We start from the raw sequence: 14,349 nt of genomic DNA on the forward strand, positions 1-14,349 counted from the left end.
GAGTCGGTCGCTACAGGCCCCGCGACCTGCTCGAACAGCGCCTTGAGCGGCTCCGGTCCGAGCTTGACCCGGGCCCGGGAGATCGCCGCGGTGGTGGGCACCTGCCACGACCCGGACCAGCGCCGGGCCCAGGCCAGCCCCTCGGTCAGCAACCTCGCGACCTCCTCATACCCCTGCCCGGAGAACAAGCACATCGCGAGGACGAAGTACACCACCACCCTTGGTGGCAACAGCCGTTGACGCTGGCCGGACTTCCCGGACTCCTCCACCATCCGGTCCACCAGCTCCGGCGGAAACGTGCGAGTCAGCAGTCCGATCGCGATCCGGTCCGACAGTCGCTCGTCCGTCGCCGGCTTGACCTGCCCAGGGCGTGGCATCCAGGCACCTCCTGGGCAGGCAGCCTACCATCAGCGATCCTTAAGTCACTGGTATTGCGCCTAGGCGCGACGGTCACGTACTCGGCCGACGACCCGGGGCGACGCGCCGCAGCTCATGTCCCGGGCCGAGGCGCCGCGGCTCACGTCCAGGCGGCCAGCAGTTGCTCGCGGTGCGCGGCGAGCCAGGTGTCGAAGTCCTGGAGGTCCGGGTCGAGTTCGCGGACGGCTTCCAGGTCGCGGGCCCCGGTGAACCGCTCCTCACAGTCCGCGTAGTACTGGAACATGTTGCCCGCCTCGTCCGCGCCGGGGAACCCGAGCGCGCGGAACGCGTCCGGGGTGAGGGGGAGGTACTGGACCGGCAGGCCGATGGCCTTGGTGATGGCGGCGCACATGTCGGTGACGGTCAGGTGCTCGCCGGCGATGCTGACCGTGGCGCCGATCAGATCGGTTCCGCGCTGGAGGACGGCCAGGGCGACCTTGCCGATGTCCTCGACGGCGATGCCCGAGAGCCTGCTCGTCCCCAGGGGAAGGGCGAGTTGCAGGACTCCGTCCTCACTCTGCCGCGGGGTGAACTGGCCGATGAGGTTCTCCCAGTAGAACGTGGAGCGCAGGAACGTGGTGGGCACGCCGGCGTCGGGGAAGTAGTGGTCGGCCTCCGCCTTGCCGTCGAAGTGCGGCACCTTGTAGGAGCCCTGGAGGGTGGGCATCCGATCGTCGTCGAGCGGGACGCACTCACGGGTGTCCTCCAGGGTGGACCAGACGGCGTGCTGCACACCGGCGTGTCCGGCCGCCCCGGCGAGGGCGGCGGCCTGGGCCTTCTCGCGCTCGGCGGACATGTGCTCCCAGAAATTGGTCACCAGGTACGCACCGTAGGCGCCCTCGAAGGCCGGGCCGAGAGTCGCCTCCTCGTCCATGTCCGCCTGGACCACCTCGGCCCCGAGCCGCTCCAGCTCCCGCGCCCGGTCGGACTCCGGGTGCCGGGTGACGGCGCGCACGGCGAAGTCGCCGCTCGCGTCGGCGAAAATCGCCCTGGCCACCGCACCGCCCTGGGCACCGGTCGCTCCGAACACTGTGATGATCTTCTTCTCCGCCATGTCGCCCTTCATCGCCTCTCTCGCACGCGGGATCGGACGCTTCAAGCGCAACTCACGCCATCGAGGTCGGCAAGCGGGGAGCGGAACAGGGCGGTCCCGAGCCGTTGGCGCCCCGGCCACTCATTCGCCGCATCGCGGGCACGTGGGGCCGCCCGTCCGACTCATCGCGCCGCTCCCTTCGGGTTCTCGTCGTCGATGATCTCCGCGTCGACGACCTCCTCCTCGCCCCCCGTCCCGGCGCCGGGCGACGGTCCGCCACCCGCAGCGCCCTGGGCCCGGGCGTACAGGGCCGCGCCGATCTTCTGCGCCGTGGTGCTCGCCCGCTCCATCGAGGCGCGGATCGCCGCGCTGTCCTCGCCCTTGAGCTTCTCCTTGAGGTCGGCCAGCGCGGTCTCGACCTCGCTCTTCACGTCGCCGGGCACCTTGTCCGGGTTGTCCTGGAGCAGCTTCTCCGTCGTGTAGACGAGCTGTTCGGCCTGGTTGCGGGTCTCGACGGCCTCCTTGCGCAGGCGGTCCTCCTCCGCGTGCTGCTCGGCCTCGCGGACCATCCGCTCGATGTCGTCCTTGGGTAGCGCGGAGCCGCCGGTGACGGTCATCTTCTGCTCCTTGCCGGTGCCGAGGTCCTTCGCGGCGACGTGCATGATCCCGTTGGCGTCGATGTCGAAGGTGACCTCGATCTGCGGCATGCCCCGGGGGGCCGGCGGCAGGCCGGTGAGCTCGAACATGCCGAGCTTCTTGTTGTACGCCGCGATCTCGCGCTCGCCCTGGTAGACCTGGACGGTCACGGCCGGCTGGTTGTCGTCGGCCGTGGTGAAGACCTCCGAGCGCTTGGTCGGAATGGTCGTGTTGCGCTCGATCAGCCTGGTCATGACGCCGCCCTTGGTCTCGATGCCCAGGGACAGCGGGGTGACGTCCAGCAGCAGGACGTCCTTGACCTCGCCCCTCAGCACACCGGCCTGGAGCGCCGCACCCACCGCCACGACCTCGTCCGGGTTCACCCCCTTGTGCGGGTCCTTCCCGGTCAGCTCCTTGACCAGCCCGGTCACCGCCGGCATCCGGGTCGAGCCGCCGACCATGATCACGTGGTCGATGTCGGACACCTTGATCCCGGCGTCCTTGACGGCCTGGTGGAACGGCGTCTTGCAGCGGTCCAGCAGGTCCGCGGTGAGCTGCTCGAACTGGGCGCGGGTGAGCTTCTCGTCCAGGTGCAGCGGGCCCTCGGCCGAGGCGCTGACGTAGGGCAGGTTGATCGTGGTCTCGGAGGCGGAGGACAGCTCGATCTTGGCCCTCTCCGCGGCCTCGCGCAGTCGCTGGGCGGCCATCTTGTCCTGCGCCAGGTCGATGCCGTAGCCGTTCTTGAACTGCCTGACCAGATGGTCGACGATCCGCTGGTCCCAGTCGTCGCCGCCCAGATGGGTGTCGCCGTTGGTGGACTTCACCTCCACCACGCCCTCGCCGATCTCCAGCAGTGACACGTCGAAGGTCCCGCCGCCGAGGTCGAAGACCAGGATCGTCTGGTCGCTCTCCTTGTCCAGCCCGTACGCGAGAGCGGCCGCCGTCGGCTCGTTGACGATCCGCAGCACCTTGAGGCCCGCGATCTCCCCGGCCTCCTTGGTCGCGGTGCGCTGGGAGTCGTTGAAGTACGCCGGCACGGTGACCACCGCGTCCGTCACGTCCTCCCCCAGGTACGCCTCCGCGTCACGCTTGAGCTTCTGCAGCACCCGCGCCGAGATCTCCTGGGCCGTGTAGCGCTTGCCGTCCACCGACCCCGCCTCCGGGAAGCGCCACTGCGCCTCCCCCACGTGCCGCTTCACCGACCGCGCGGTGCGCTCCACATTGGTGACCGCCTGCCGCTTCGCGACCTCGCCGACCAGCACGTCGCCGCCCTTGGCGAAGGCCACCACGGACGGCGTGGTGCGTGCTCCCTCCGCGTTCGGGATCACGGTCGGCTCGCCGCCCTCCAGCACGCTGACCACCGAGTTCGTCGTCCCCAGGTCGATACCCACTGACCGGGTCATCGTCCGACCTCCTCACCCACCCGCACCCGCGAGGCCCGGCCAGGCGGGCGCATCGTCCATGCCTTCGCTCTTGTGAGGCACCCATGAAACGAGGCACTCATGAAACATGGGTCGAATCATGTCAAGCATGCCCTGCCATCCGGTCGGTCGCCGGATACGAAGCGCCTACCCGGCGACCGGCGGCTGAAGCACGGACGGGCCGGGGCCGCGGACGTGGTCACGGGCACCGGCCGGCTGGGGACGGCCGAAGAGCAGCTCGTAGCCCGGAGGGAGCTGGAGCAGGACCCGTTGCAGCAGTTCGTCGCCGACGGCGTCGGCGGTGGTGCTGAGAACCGCGCCGATGTCCCACAGGGCGGTGGCCTCGGTGGCGCCGTCGATCCAGGCGGCGGTGGCGCGCACGAACCGCTCGGGGTTGAGCGGCTCGGCGGCCCGTAGCGGATTGAGCAGGACCAGGGCCAGGGTCTCGGGCAGCCGGGCGGCCAGTTCGGCGCGCACGTCGCCGACCAGGTGGGCGCCGAGCAGCGCCAGGACGACGCGGGCGGTCCGTTCGGCTTCCTCGGGTGTGTCGTATTCGCCGCGTTCCTGGACCTCGGCCAGGAACGCCTCCCATCGAAGAGTCACTGCACCCTCTCCCTCCGTCCCAGGCGGGCGGGCCGGCCCCCGGCCCCCGGCGCCGGGTGCGCCGCGGCAGCCGACCGCCCGCAGGTCGTCCCGCGCTGCCCGGTCCTCCCGCACTGCCCGGGGGACGGCCGGTGCGGGACGACCGGTGCGGGACGACCATCCGGGATGGTCAGGCCTGGATGGTCAGGCCCGGATCTGCTTGCGGTCGCCGCTGTGGCTGATGGCGATCTTGCGGGGCTTGGCCTTCTCGGCGACCGGGATGCGCAGGGTCAGCACGCCGGCCTCGTAGTCGGCGCCGATCCCCTCGGGGTCGAGGGTGTCGGAGAGCATGACCTGGCGGGAGAACACGCCCAGCGGGCGCTCGGAGAGCTCCCACCTCACGTCCTCGCCCTCGTGCCGGGGCCGGCGTTCGGCCTTGACGGTCAGCATGTTCCGCTCGACGTCGATGTCGATCGCATCCGGGTCCACGCCGGGCAGATCGAAGGAGATCACGTACTCGTCGCCGACGCGGCAGGCGTCCAGCGGCATCGGGGCGGGACGCGACCAGGTGCCGTTGTTGCCCAGGAACTGCTGGGTCAGACGGTCCAGCTCGCGGAACGGGTCGGTGCGCATCAGCATCGCGAACACCTCCAGTCGGATCAGGGTGCCAGTGCGCGGGCTCTGAATCCGTTCTAACATGTCATCCATCCGATGACAAGGTTGACAGTCGCCTGGACGGTGACATTGGACGGTGGGATGGATGCGTGAGAAGTCGGCCCACCCCCGAGTGACGAGCCCGGCCCGGGATCACGGTGCGGGTACCGCCCCGCCGGTTTCGGCCCGGTGCGCCCGGGAACGCGCGAGGCACGGGTGAGCGGGGACCTTTCGGGGATCTCTCGCCCGCGCGGGAGCCGGAAAGCCGCGAGAGCCGGAAAGCGTTGCGCGCCGTTGCGGCGCCCGAGTGGTCTTCTTCGGAGACGCTGATGCGATTTCGGGACAGGACGGATGCGGGGCGCCAGCTCGCCACCGCACTGGCCGGCCTGGGTCGGGTTCGGCGATGGCCCGATCCGATCGTGCTGGCCCTTCCGCGCGGCGGGGTTCCGGTCGCGGCGGAGGTCGCCCGTGCTCTGGACGCGCCGCTGGACGTGCTGGTGACCCGCACGATCGGTACGCCGGGCCAGCCCGAGCTGCAGGTCGGCGCGATCGCCGGGGAGGACCCGCCGGTCTTCGATCGACGTGCGATGAAGCTGCTCGACGTCGCGACCGACGAACTCGCCGCAGAGGTGGATCGCCAGCGGACCGAGCTGCACCGCCGGGAGCGTCTCTACCGCCGCGACCGGCCGGAGCCGGTCCTGCACGGCAGGACGGCGATCCTGGTCGACGACGGTCTGGCCACCGGCGTGAGCGCCCGCGCGGCGCTGCGCCGCATCCGCGCCGGGCGGCCGGCCCGCACGGTCCTCGCGGTGCCGGTGTGCGACACCCGGACCGCCGAGGAACTGCGCCACGAGGCCGACGAGTTCGTCTGCCTCAGCCCGCACCGGTACCTGCACGCGATCGGCGTCTGGTACGACAGCTTCCACGAGGTCTCCGACCGCGAGGTGGCCGCCGTCCTGGACCACCGGCCCGCGATCCACTGACCCCCCGGAGCGTCCGGCTCGGTCTGGTCCGCGCATCGGCCGGGGCGCGGTGGGGGAACGCCGTGTCGGGGCCGGGATGCGGGGTAGCCGTCTCATTGGACACCACGAGAAGGGAGGAGCGATGCCTGCCGACATCGCACGCAGGTGGCACTCGTCCTCGCCCTGGCACCCGGACCTGTCCGAGTGGTTCGAGAGTTTGCCCTTCGGTCTGCGTTTCCCGTCCGACCAGCACCCCATCCGGATCGAGGAGTTCGAGAGGGACGGCGCGTACGTGGTCGAGGCGGAACTGCCGGGCATCGACCCGGACGAGGACGTGGAGATCACCGTGCAGGACGGGACGCTCACGATCCGGGCCGAGCGCAGCGAGGAGCACAAGGACAAGCAGCGCTCCGAGTTCCGCTACGGCTCCTTCGTGCGCACGATCCAGCTGCCCGCCCAGGCGAAGGAGGACGAAGTCGCCGCGACGTACGCCAAGGGCGTGTTGCGCGTGACGGTGCCACTGGGCACCGAGCGCCCGGCCGCCCGGCAGATCGAGGTGAAGCGCGAGGACTGAGCACAAGGAACGGGAAGAGGGACGTGCTGCACGCCGTCGCGGTCGGCGTGCAGCACGCTGTCGTGACGCCACGCCGATCAGGCGGGTTGTTCGACCGGGGGGCCGTCGCGAAAGGCATGGCGCGCGCTGTCGCGGCCCGCGACGGCGTCGCCCACCGTGGGGTACACCGGCAGCACGCGGTCCAGTTCCGTCAGCCGGAGCACCCGCAGCACCCTCCCTTTCGGGACGGCCAGGCGCAGTTGTCCCCGATGACGCAGGGCGGTGCGATGCGCGTCGACGAGCGCGGAGAGGCCGCTCGCGTCGCAGAAGTCGAGACGGGACAGGTCCACCACGAAACGGGCGTGGCGACCCCGCCGGACGAGGGCGCGGTTCAGTCTCCTGCGCAGGCGGTCCTCGGTGGCGATGTCCAGCTCGCCTTCCACCCGCATGACGACCCAGCCGCCCTCCCGGCGCGACGACAGTTTCAGGTCCATGGCACACCCCTGCCCAGTTCACTCCCAACGTGTGCGGACAGCCGGACCTGCGGCGGCCGCCCGGTCCAGGGTGTCGACGTCGGCTCCGCCTCCCTCCTTGACCGCCTCCCGGGCCGGACAGATCTGGGGGCCGACAGGCGAACGGCCTATTCGTCCAGATTCTTCGTATACCTCGGGAAGGGCGGCGTTGACAAGGCCGGCGCAGGGGCGAGCGCAACCCCGCAGCCGCGGCTCATTCTGAAATGATCGACCGGCGAGCGTTCCGGAATGCGTGGTCGAGGGGAACACATGGGAGTCGAGTCACGGCCGATACGGGTGCCGGTGGGAGAGGGATCCAGCCGGTGGACCAGCCGGGCGGCGCAGCGGAACGTACTGCTGGTGGTGCACAACGTGACGTCCGCGGGGCGCCTGATGGACGTGGCACCCCTGTTCCACGACGACTTCCGGATTCAGCTCCTCGTCACCTCGACCGGCTCGTCGGCCTTCCAGGATGGAATCGGAGATCTCTTCAGCGACCTCGGCCTCCCCGTCGTCCCCTGGGATCAGGCGCTGTCACTGCCTGTCGACCTCTCCATCTCGGCCAGCTTCGGCGGTCAACTGTCAAGCATCCCCGGCAAGTTGAGCGTCGTATCACATGGTGCCGGATACACTAAGAGGCTAGCCGGGAGCCGGGAGCCGGGAGCCGGGAGCCGGGAGCCGGGAGCCGGGAGCCGGGAGCCGGGAGCCGGGAGCCGGGAGCCGGGAGCCGGGAGCCGACGTTCGGCCTGTCGGCCGAATGGCTGCTGGAGGAGGGTGAGCCGTTCGTCGACGGCCTCGTCCTGTCCCACCCCGAGCAGGTGGAACGGCTTCGGCGTGCCTGCCCGGAGGCTGAGAGTGCGGCCGTGCTCGGCGGTGATCCCTGCTTCGACCGCATGCTCGACGCCCTCCCGTACCGTGAGCGCTTCCGCCGCGCGCTGGGCGTTCGCCGCGGGCAGCGACTGCTCGTCCTGAACTCGACCTGGAACCCCGAGGGCTTGTTCGGTGACGCCGGCCAGGATCTCCTGCCCGGTCTGCTCCCCCGCCTGACCGCCGAACTTCCCGCCGACGACTACCGGGTGGCGGCCGTCCTGCACCCCAACATCTGGTACGGCCACGGCCCTGGGCAGATCCGGGCGTGGCTGGACCGGGCCCGGCGCAACGGCCTCACGCTGATCGATCCCGTCCACAGCTGGCGGCAGGCCCTCATCGCGGCCGATCTCGTCCTCGGGGACTTCGGAGCGGTGACCTACTACGCCGCCGCACTCGGCACCCCGGTGATGCTCGCAGCCGACGGCCAGGACCGCCTGGACCCGGAGTCACCCGTCGCGGACTTCGTCACGCGAGCGCCGCGGTTCGACCCCTACCTTCCGCTGCGCGCCCAGTTCGAGGACCTGGCGGCGTCCCACCGTCCGCTTCCCGGCCCGCAGGAGTTCGTCACCTCGGCGCCCGGAGGCTCAGCCGTACTGCTTCGCGAGCACTTCTACGCACTCCTCGGCCTCGCGGAGCCGGAGGGCCCGGCCCTGCTCGAACCGCTCCCGCTTCCGCCGTACGAGCCTCCCCTTCGGACAGATCCTCTGCAGGTGCGGACGATCGTCGACGGCGCCGAGATCAGGATCGAACGATCCGTGGAGGTGCCGTACGGGGCGGCCGGGGACGTCCACCTCGCGGTTCACGAGAACACCCGCGACCGCAGCGTGCTCACGTCGGCCGACATGATCACGCAGACGGCCGCTCCGGACGATCCCCGGTTCGGCGGACCCGAGCTGTGGACGGCGGAGGTGCTTCGTCGGCATCCGCGATGCACCGTGGCGGCCTACGTCACCGATCCGCACCGGTGCGTCGTCAGGATTCGCGCCCACGGGGCCTTCCAGGTGGAGGCCGGCCCGGGTGGGGATGCCGATCCGGCGGCGTACGCCTCCGCCCTGTACGCGTGGCTGGCGAGCGGAGGTACCGTTCCGGCCACCGGGGCGGTGACGCTGCGGGTGCACACCGCCGAAGGCCGTCACCGGATGCTGGTCGGGCGACCGGAGGTCCGCGAGAGCTGATCCCGTCCCGCGCCTGACCGGGCCGGGCAGGGCCGGGACGATCAGCGGCCGGCAGCCTCGCAGCGCAGCCGCAGCGCGGCGAGGATCTGGCGATGGGGCTGAGCCTGCGGTGGGAGCAGCTGTTCCGCCTCCGCTGCCGTCGTCAGCGCCTCGGCGTTCTGGCCCGCCTCGTGCAGGGTCTCCGCGAGGTCTGTCAAGGCCCGGGCCTGGTTGTACGCCTCGCCGTGGGTGGCGAAGAACCGCACCGCGGATTCCAGCAGGCGCTGCGATGCCACCAGGTCTCCGACACCGCACAGGGCCCGCCCCTGGTGCCGCTGCGACAGGGCGAGCGCCCGCGGAACGTCCGCCGCCCCTTCGTCCTCGGGGCCGATTCGCCGGTAGAGGTGTTCGGACTCCAGGAACCTCTCGTGTGCCTCGGGGTACTTCCACGTGTGCAGGTTCAGCAGTCCCAGCAGTTCCACCGCGGACGCCTCGCCTCGCAGGTGCCCGGCCGCCCGCTCGCTCGCCACGGCGGCCCGAGCCGCCACCTCGGCCTCCTCCACGAGGCCCAGCTCGCCCAGACAGTGGGCGAGCTGGAACTGCAGGAGGGCCGCGGCCCGCAGGTCCACCTCGTACTCCTCGACGCAGCGGACCGCGGCACGCAGTGCCGGAAGCACCTCGTCCCAGTGGCCGGCCTTGAGCTGGAGCGGCCACAGCGTCCGCGCGAGGCGGGGCGCGGCCGCCGACAGGCCGTATTCCTCGGCCAGGGACACCGCCTGGACCACGTTGCCCAGTTCGGCCTCCAGCACCGCCACGCCCTGCGCCTCCCCGTGGCACCGCGTCCCCTCCTGAGGCGCGGGCTCGGTGCGCCAGCTCTGCGGCAGCGCGGCATGCGCGGCGTGCCGCACACGCAGGAGCAGTGCGTCGACCGTGCGGCGCACGGCCGCGGTGCATTCGGGGATGCCGTACTCGACGGCCGCGGAGTCGGCCAGGTGGCGGCGGGTCCGGGGGCGGAAGCGGTAGCGGCCGTCACCCAGCGCATCGACCACCCGGGCCTCAACCGCCTCGTCGAGGATGCCGGCCGCCTCGTCGGGCGTCGTGCGGGCAGCGGCCGACGCCAGCTCGGCGTCGACGAAGGGCAGCCCGGCCAGCGCGGCCAGCCTGCACAGCCGCGCCGCCTCCGGCCGAAGCCCGGAACAGGCCTGCCGGATCGCCGCCCCGAGCGGATCGGTGGAACCGGGGCCGGCAGGCGCCGTTGCCGTCACCGGGCCCGGTTCGTGCAACAGGCCCACCGTCCAGGACCGCAGGGCCAGCGGGTTCCCCGCGCACTGCTCCAGGAGTTCCCGCACCCGGGGCTTGATGCGGTCGTACCCCTCGGGGCCGGCCGTGCTGCGCACGACCCTCATCGCGTGACGGCCCGGCAGCGGGGAGACCTCGACCCGCTCCGCCTCCAGCAGGAAGGGGCCGCCCGAGACGACGGCGAGCAGGAGCACGTCCGGTGTGGAGAGGACCAGACCGCGGACCTGGGCGTGGGACGTCACATGGTCCAGCACGACCAGAGCCCTGCGCCCCTCCAGCAGCCGACGGTAGAGCCGCTCCCGGCCGGCCTCCGTCGGCGGGATGCGCTCGGGGGCGACCCCCATCTCCCGCAGGAGCCGCAGCAGGACCACGGACCGATCGGGGCGGGCGTCGCCCGTACCGTCCCTCAGGTCGAGGTAGAAGCGTCCGTCGGGGAACCGATCGGCAAGGGTGGCACCGAGATGCAGTGCCACCGACGTGGTTCCGATTCCGGGCGGCCCGTACAGCAGGGCGACCCGTGGCCGTCCGGCGGCCGGGCGGGTCGCCTCCCTGCGCAGCTTGCGCAGCACTGCCTTGTGGTTGGTGAAGTCGCGTGGCGCGGGTGGGAGCCCGCCTCCGGCCGACAGGTGATCGGTCCGCTCGGGAACGCTGGCGACGAGGGCCGCCCATTCGGCGGCCTGTCGCGGGTCGTGCGCCATCTGGGCGTGCAGCCGGGCGGCCAGGCTCTCACGAGCCTCCTCCGTGCGGGGAAACGGTGCCTCCCGCCCCAGAGTCCTGCGCGTCAGCGCGCCCGTCGTGAGGAGTAGCTGCTTTCCCATCTCGCCCGCCGCGCCGTTCCCCACCGCGGTGAGAAATGCGGTGAGTGCGCTAGCGGCCATGATCTCCAACACGATGGCTCCCCCTGGTCGCCCCGATCGTCCCTAGGCGGACTGTATCCCGCGGCCGCGGCCCGGAGCAGTCGTTCCGGACGTGGTGAACTCGTCTGCGGCCTGGGCCGACGCCGGATTCCGACCGAGCCCGGGGAGGTCGCGGGACGTCGCGGGCGGCCGCCTCCCGGCACCTCCGGATCGACCGGGCCCGCAACCCTGCACGCACATCCCTGGCGAGCACTCCGGCAGGTCAGTGCACGGCGTCCCGACGGGGCTGTTCCCGGGCGCCGAGGTGGCCTTTACTGGAAGGGAGGGCACCCGAGCCGGCGGACGGACACCGCACGGTGTTGCCGCCGCCGGTGGTTCAGCGGCTCGCCCGGCAGGAGGCCGTGCCATGAGCTCACCTTCGCGAGAGCAGGCCTTACCCCGTCTCGTCGTCGACAGTCCGGAGCGGCTCCGGGGCCGGGTCTTCGTCCTCGCCGACCAGCCGATGCTGGTCGGCCGGGACTCCACCTGTCAGATACGGGTGGGCGATCCCGGCGTCAGCCGACGCCACGCCGTGGTGTCGCGGTCCGCGGGTCACACCACCGTCGAGGACCTGGCCTCCACCAACGGCACCCGGCTGAACGGCCACCCGGTGCAGGGGCAGCAGGAGGTGCACGCCGGGGACGTCCTGGACTTCGGGCCCTTCGAGGTGCACTACGAGGACCCGTACGAGGCCGCCACCGTCCCCGGCCTCGGCGTGGAGGGTCCCACGGCGGCCACCCGGACCGCCGCACTGCCGCTGCGGCCGGAACCGCCTCAGCCGGACGACCCACGGCAGCCGCGCGAACCGCAGCGGCCGGGTCAGGCGCAGGGGCCGTTCGTGTCACCCGCGCCACCCGTGCCGCCGTCGCCGCCGGAGCCCCCGCGCCGGTACTCGCCGCCGCACCGGCCCGCGGCGGACCGGCCTCCACCGGACCAGCCCCCGCCGCGACCCGGTCCGCCCGGCCGGCCGCTGGCACCGCCGCTCGGGGCGGAGCCCCGCTTCGACGTGGGGCAACAGCAGGCCGGCAACCTCAGCAACGTCGCCGGCAACCAGTACAACTACGTCCAGGCCCGGCGGGAGAGCTTCTTCCGCGAGATCGCCGCCACCCGGACCAGGGCGCGGCACCTGGTCGTGACGGGCTTCCTGCTGTTCGTGGTCGGCGGCGCGGTCTACGGCTGGGCGATCATCGACTTCATCGCCAAGACCAACGACGCGGTCAGCTCCGAACGCCCCGACCTCAACGTGCCCAATGTGCTCGGACCGGAGATCGGCGGGATGCCGGTGGGCGCCATCGGCTTCGCCGTGGCGGCGATCGGCAGTGTGCTGATCGTGGTCGGAATCGTCCTGCACATCGTGGCCACCTCCCGGCGGCGCCGCTTCGAGACGGAGGAAGCACAGCGGCTGCAGGCACCACCACCCCGCTGAGTCCCCGCAGGCTCCACGGACCGACTCCCCACCGGAGGCCCGTCATGGTCTTCAACATCGGCAACCAGCAGGGCGGCGTGATCAACAACGTCGCCGGCGACCAGACCGTCCGGGGCGGCCTGTCGGGCCACTTCACGGCCGACGGGCAGGACGTGCGCGTGCTGGTCGGCGACCTCCGCACCGCCGTCGAGCGGGCGCAGCTGCCACCGGTGCTCGCGCCCGAGGTGCGGACCGAGCTCGACGCGCTGGACACGGAGGTCGCCCGGCCGGAGCCGGATCGCGAGGCGGTGGCGGGCCGGCTCACCCGGATCACCCGGCTGCTCACCTCGGCGGGTGCGCTCGTCGCGGCCGGTACCGGGCTGCTCGGACCGCTCTCCGCGCTGGCGGGCTGGCTCGGCGCCCTGGGCCAGCCGATCCTGCGGGCCCTGGGCGGCTGAGCCGGGCCTGCGCGCGCGGGAGCAGGCGCGCGGGCGGGCCACCCGAGCCCCTCAGCTGGCGGTCCGGGGGACGGCCAGGGCCTCGGCGGGGTTGCCGACGAGAACCCGCCGGCGCAGGTCGGGCCCGAACTCGCGGTCGAGGCGCGGCCCGAGGACGGTGAGCAGATGGGTGGGCCCGGGACTGTGGCGGGCGGTGCGGGTGGTGGTGTCGCCGCCGAGGAGGAGCCGGTCGGCGTGGCCTGCCTCGACCAGTGCGGCGACGGTGTCGAAGAGGTGGTGGTCGGTGGCGTGGTGGGCGCGGGAGGGTCCGTCCAGGGCCAGGTAGGCGCCGGAGGCGGCGAGGTGCCGGTGCAGGCGCAGGTCGGGCAGGCGGTTGAGGTGGCCGAGGATCACCCGGCGTGGCGGCACGCCGTACCGTCCGCAGAGCAGGTCGAGGACGTCCGGCGCGGCGGTCCCGAGTTCGTGGTGGACGGCGATCGGGGCGCCGGTGGCGTGATGCGCCTCGGCCGCGGCCGCCAGCACCCGGTGGGTGTGCCGGCCGAGGCCGTGGTAGTCGCCCGCCACCTTGATCAGTCCGGCCCGGACGCCGGGCGGCGCGTCGCGCAGGCCGGTGGTCAGCTCGGCGGTGAACAGCTCGGCGAGCCCGTCGTAGAGCCCGGCGAGCAGCTCCGGGTCGTAGTGGACGGCCTGGTGCAGGCCGGTGGCCGCGACCAGGTGGACGCCGGTCGCCCGGGAGAGTCCGGCGAGCGCCGAGGCGCCGCGGCCCATGCCGTACGGGGTCCACTGGACCAGTGCCCGGCCGCCGGCCGCCGCGAAGTCCCGCAGCACCTGCTCGGCGGCCACCGGGTCGTCCAGCTCCTCGCCGGCCAGCCGGGGGCTGCGCAGGAAGAGGTGGTCGTGGGCGTCGCAGACACCGAACTCGGCCGGGTCGAGGTCGCCGAGGACGGTGCGGATCACGCCGCTCCCGCCGCCGACGGCAGTATCGGTGGTGTCGGAAAGGGTGGCGGCGGCAGCGGTGGCGTCCGCCCCGGCCGGAGCGGCGGCGGTCACGCGGCCCGGCTCCCCGCGTCCGCCCCGGTGGAGCCGGCGTCCGCCTCGGCGAAGGTGGCCCTGGCGACCCGCAGGCCGGCCAGAGCCTTGGGCACGCCGACGTAGGGCGCGAGGTGGACCAGCACCTCGGTGATCTCCGCCCGGCTCAGCCCGACCCGCAGACTGTTGCGCACGTGGTCGGCGAGCTGCGGCTCCACCCCGCCGAGCGCGGTGAGCGCGGCCAGGTTGGCCACCTGACGGTCCCGCAGCTCCAGTCCGGGCCGTTGGTAGGTGCCGCCGAAGAGGCTGGTGACGATCCAGTCGGCGAAGCCGGGCGCCAGCTCGTCCAGGCCGCGCAGGGTGGCGGCCTGGGTCTGCGGTGCGGCCAGTTCGCCGAGGAGCGCGTAGCCGGCGGCGCGGTCGAGCGGGGCGGGGACGAGGTAGGCGGGGTTCATGGCGGGTGGTGGT

At 72.5% G+C, this 14,349-nt stretch carries 13 protein-coding genes and 1 pseudogene; 5 read left to right on the forward strand and 9 right to left on the reverse strand.

Annotated elements, in window-relative coordinates; translation table 11 throughout:
• The 5 genes and pseudogenes from AB0J08_RS13890 to AB0J08_RS13910 form a co-directional block, all read right to left on the reverse strand.
• Window positions 1-377, reverse strand: a 377-nt coding sequence (locus AB0J08_RS13890) for a transposase domain-containing protein (protein WP_360632046.1), incomplete at its 3' end; no start/stop codon positions are given.
• A gap of 140 nt (window positions 378-517) precedes the next feature.
• Entirely contained in the window at window positions 518-1,471 is a 954-nt protein-coding gene (locus AB0J08_RS13895; RefSeq protein ID WP_360632049.1) for an NmrA/HSCARG family protein, read from the reverse strand.
• Between the two features lie 161 nt (window positions 1,472-1,632).
• Window positions 1,633-3,489: a molecular chaperone DnaK gene (gene dnaK, locus AB0J08_RS13900; protein WP_360632052.1), complete on the reverse strand. Its 1,857-nt coding sequence runs from the start codon at window positions 3,487-3,489 to the stop codon at window positions 1,633-1,635.
• A gap of 231 nt (window positions 3,490-3,720) precedes the next feature.
• A pseudogene (locus tag AB0J08_RS13905) lies at window positions 3,721-4,110 on the reverse strand (DUF2267 domain-containing protein); the annotation flags it as partial.
• A 183-nt stretch (window positions 4,111-4,293) separates the two neighbouring features.
• A complete protein-coding gene (locus tag AB0J08_RS13910; protein ID WP_360632382.1) occupies window positions 4,294-4,728 on the reverse strand; it encodes an Hsp20/alpha crystallin family protein in 435 nt (144 codons plus the stop codon).
• A 344-nt stretch (window positions 4,729-5,072) separates the two neighbouring features.
• Here AB0J08_RS13910 and AB0J08_RS13915 point away from each other — a divergent pair, with 344 nt between their 5' ends.
• Window positions 5,073-5,726: a phosphoribosyltransferase family protein gene (locus tag AB0J08_RS13915; protein WP_360632055.1), complete on the forward strand. Its 654-nt coding sequence runs from the start codon at window positions 5,073-5,075 to the stop codon at window positions 5,724-5,726.
• Window positions 5,727-5,847: 121 nt separating this feature from the next.
• Window positions 5,848-6,279, forward strand: coding sequence for an Hsp20/alpha crystallin family protein (locus AB0J08_RS13920; RefSeq protein WP_360632058.1), 432 nt, complete (start codon window positions 5,848-5,850; stop codon window positions 6,277-6,279).
• Window positions 6,280-6,356: 77 nt separating this feature from the next.
• Here the strand turns inward: AB0J08_RS13920 and AB0J08_RS13925 are convergent, their stop codons facing one another.
• Entirely contained in the window at window positions 6,357-6,752 is a 396-nt protein-coding gene (locus tag AB0J08_RS13925; RefSeq protein ID WP_360632061.1) for an STAS domain-containing protein, read from the reverse strand.
• 881 nt (window positions 6,753-7,633) lie between these two features.
• Between AB0J08_RS13925 and AB0J08_RS13930 the strand changes: the two genes are divergently transcribed.
• Entirely contained in the window at window positions 7,634-8,815 is a 1,182-nt protein-coding gene (locus AB0J08_RS13930; RefSeq protein ID WP_360632064.1) for a hypothetical protein, read from the forward strand.
• A gap of 41 nt (window positions 8,816-8,856) precedes the next feature.
• Here the strand turns inward: AB0J08_RS13930 and AB0J08_RS13935 are convergent, their stop codons facing one another.
• Window positions 8,857-10,971, reverse strand: a complete 2,115-nt coding sequence (locus AB0J08_RS13935) for an ATP-binding protein (RefSeq protein WP_360632067.1) — start codon at window positions 10,969-10,971, stop codon at window positions 8,857-8,859.
• A 385-nt stretch (window positions 10,972-11,356) separates the two neighbouring features.
• Here AB0J08_RS13935 and AB0J08_RS13940 point away from each other — a divergent pair, with 385 nt between their 5' ends.
• Both AB0J08_RS13940 and AB0J08_RS13945 read left to right on the forward strand, forming a co-directional pair.
• A complete protein-coding gene (locus AB0J08_RS13940; protein WP_360632070.1) occupies window positions 11,357-12,415 on the forward strand; it encodes an FHA domain-containing protein in 1,059 nt (352 codons plus the stop codon).
• Between the two features lie 44 nt (window positions 12,416-12,459).
• Entirely contained in the window at window positions 12,460-12,852 is a 393-nt protein-coding gene (locus AB0J08_RS13945) for a hypothetical protein (RefSeq protein ID WP_360632073.1), read from the forward strand.
• Window positions 12,853-12,903: 51 nt separating this feature from the next.
• Here AB0J08_RS13945 and AB0J08_RS13950 read toward each other — a convergent pair whose 3' ends face one another.
• Together AB0J08_RS13950 and AB0J08_RS13955 are read right to left on the reverse strand one after the other, a co-directional pair.
• Complete coding sequence (locus tag AB0J08_RS13950; RefSeq protein ID WP_360632385.1) at window positions 12,904-13,809, reverse strand: phosphotriesterase; 906 nt, start codon at window positions 13,807-13,809, stop codon at window positions 12,904-12,906.
• A gap of 89 nt (window positions 13,810-13,898) precedes the next feature.
• Window positions 13,899-14,336, reverse strand: coding sequence for a carboxymuconolactone decarboxylase family protein (locus AB0J08_RS13955; RefSeq protein ID WP_360632076.1), 438 nt, complete (start codon window positions 14,334-14,336; stop codon window positions 13,899-13,901).
• Between the last annotated feature and the right edge of the window lie 13 nt (window positions 14,337-14,349).

This window comes from Kitasatospora sp. NPDC050463 (assembly GCF_040655255.1).
GTDB lineage: Bacteria > Actinomycetota > Actinomycetes > Streptomycetales > Streptomycetaceae > Kitasatospora.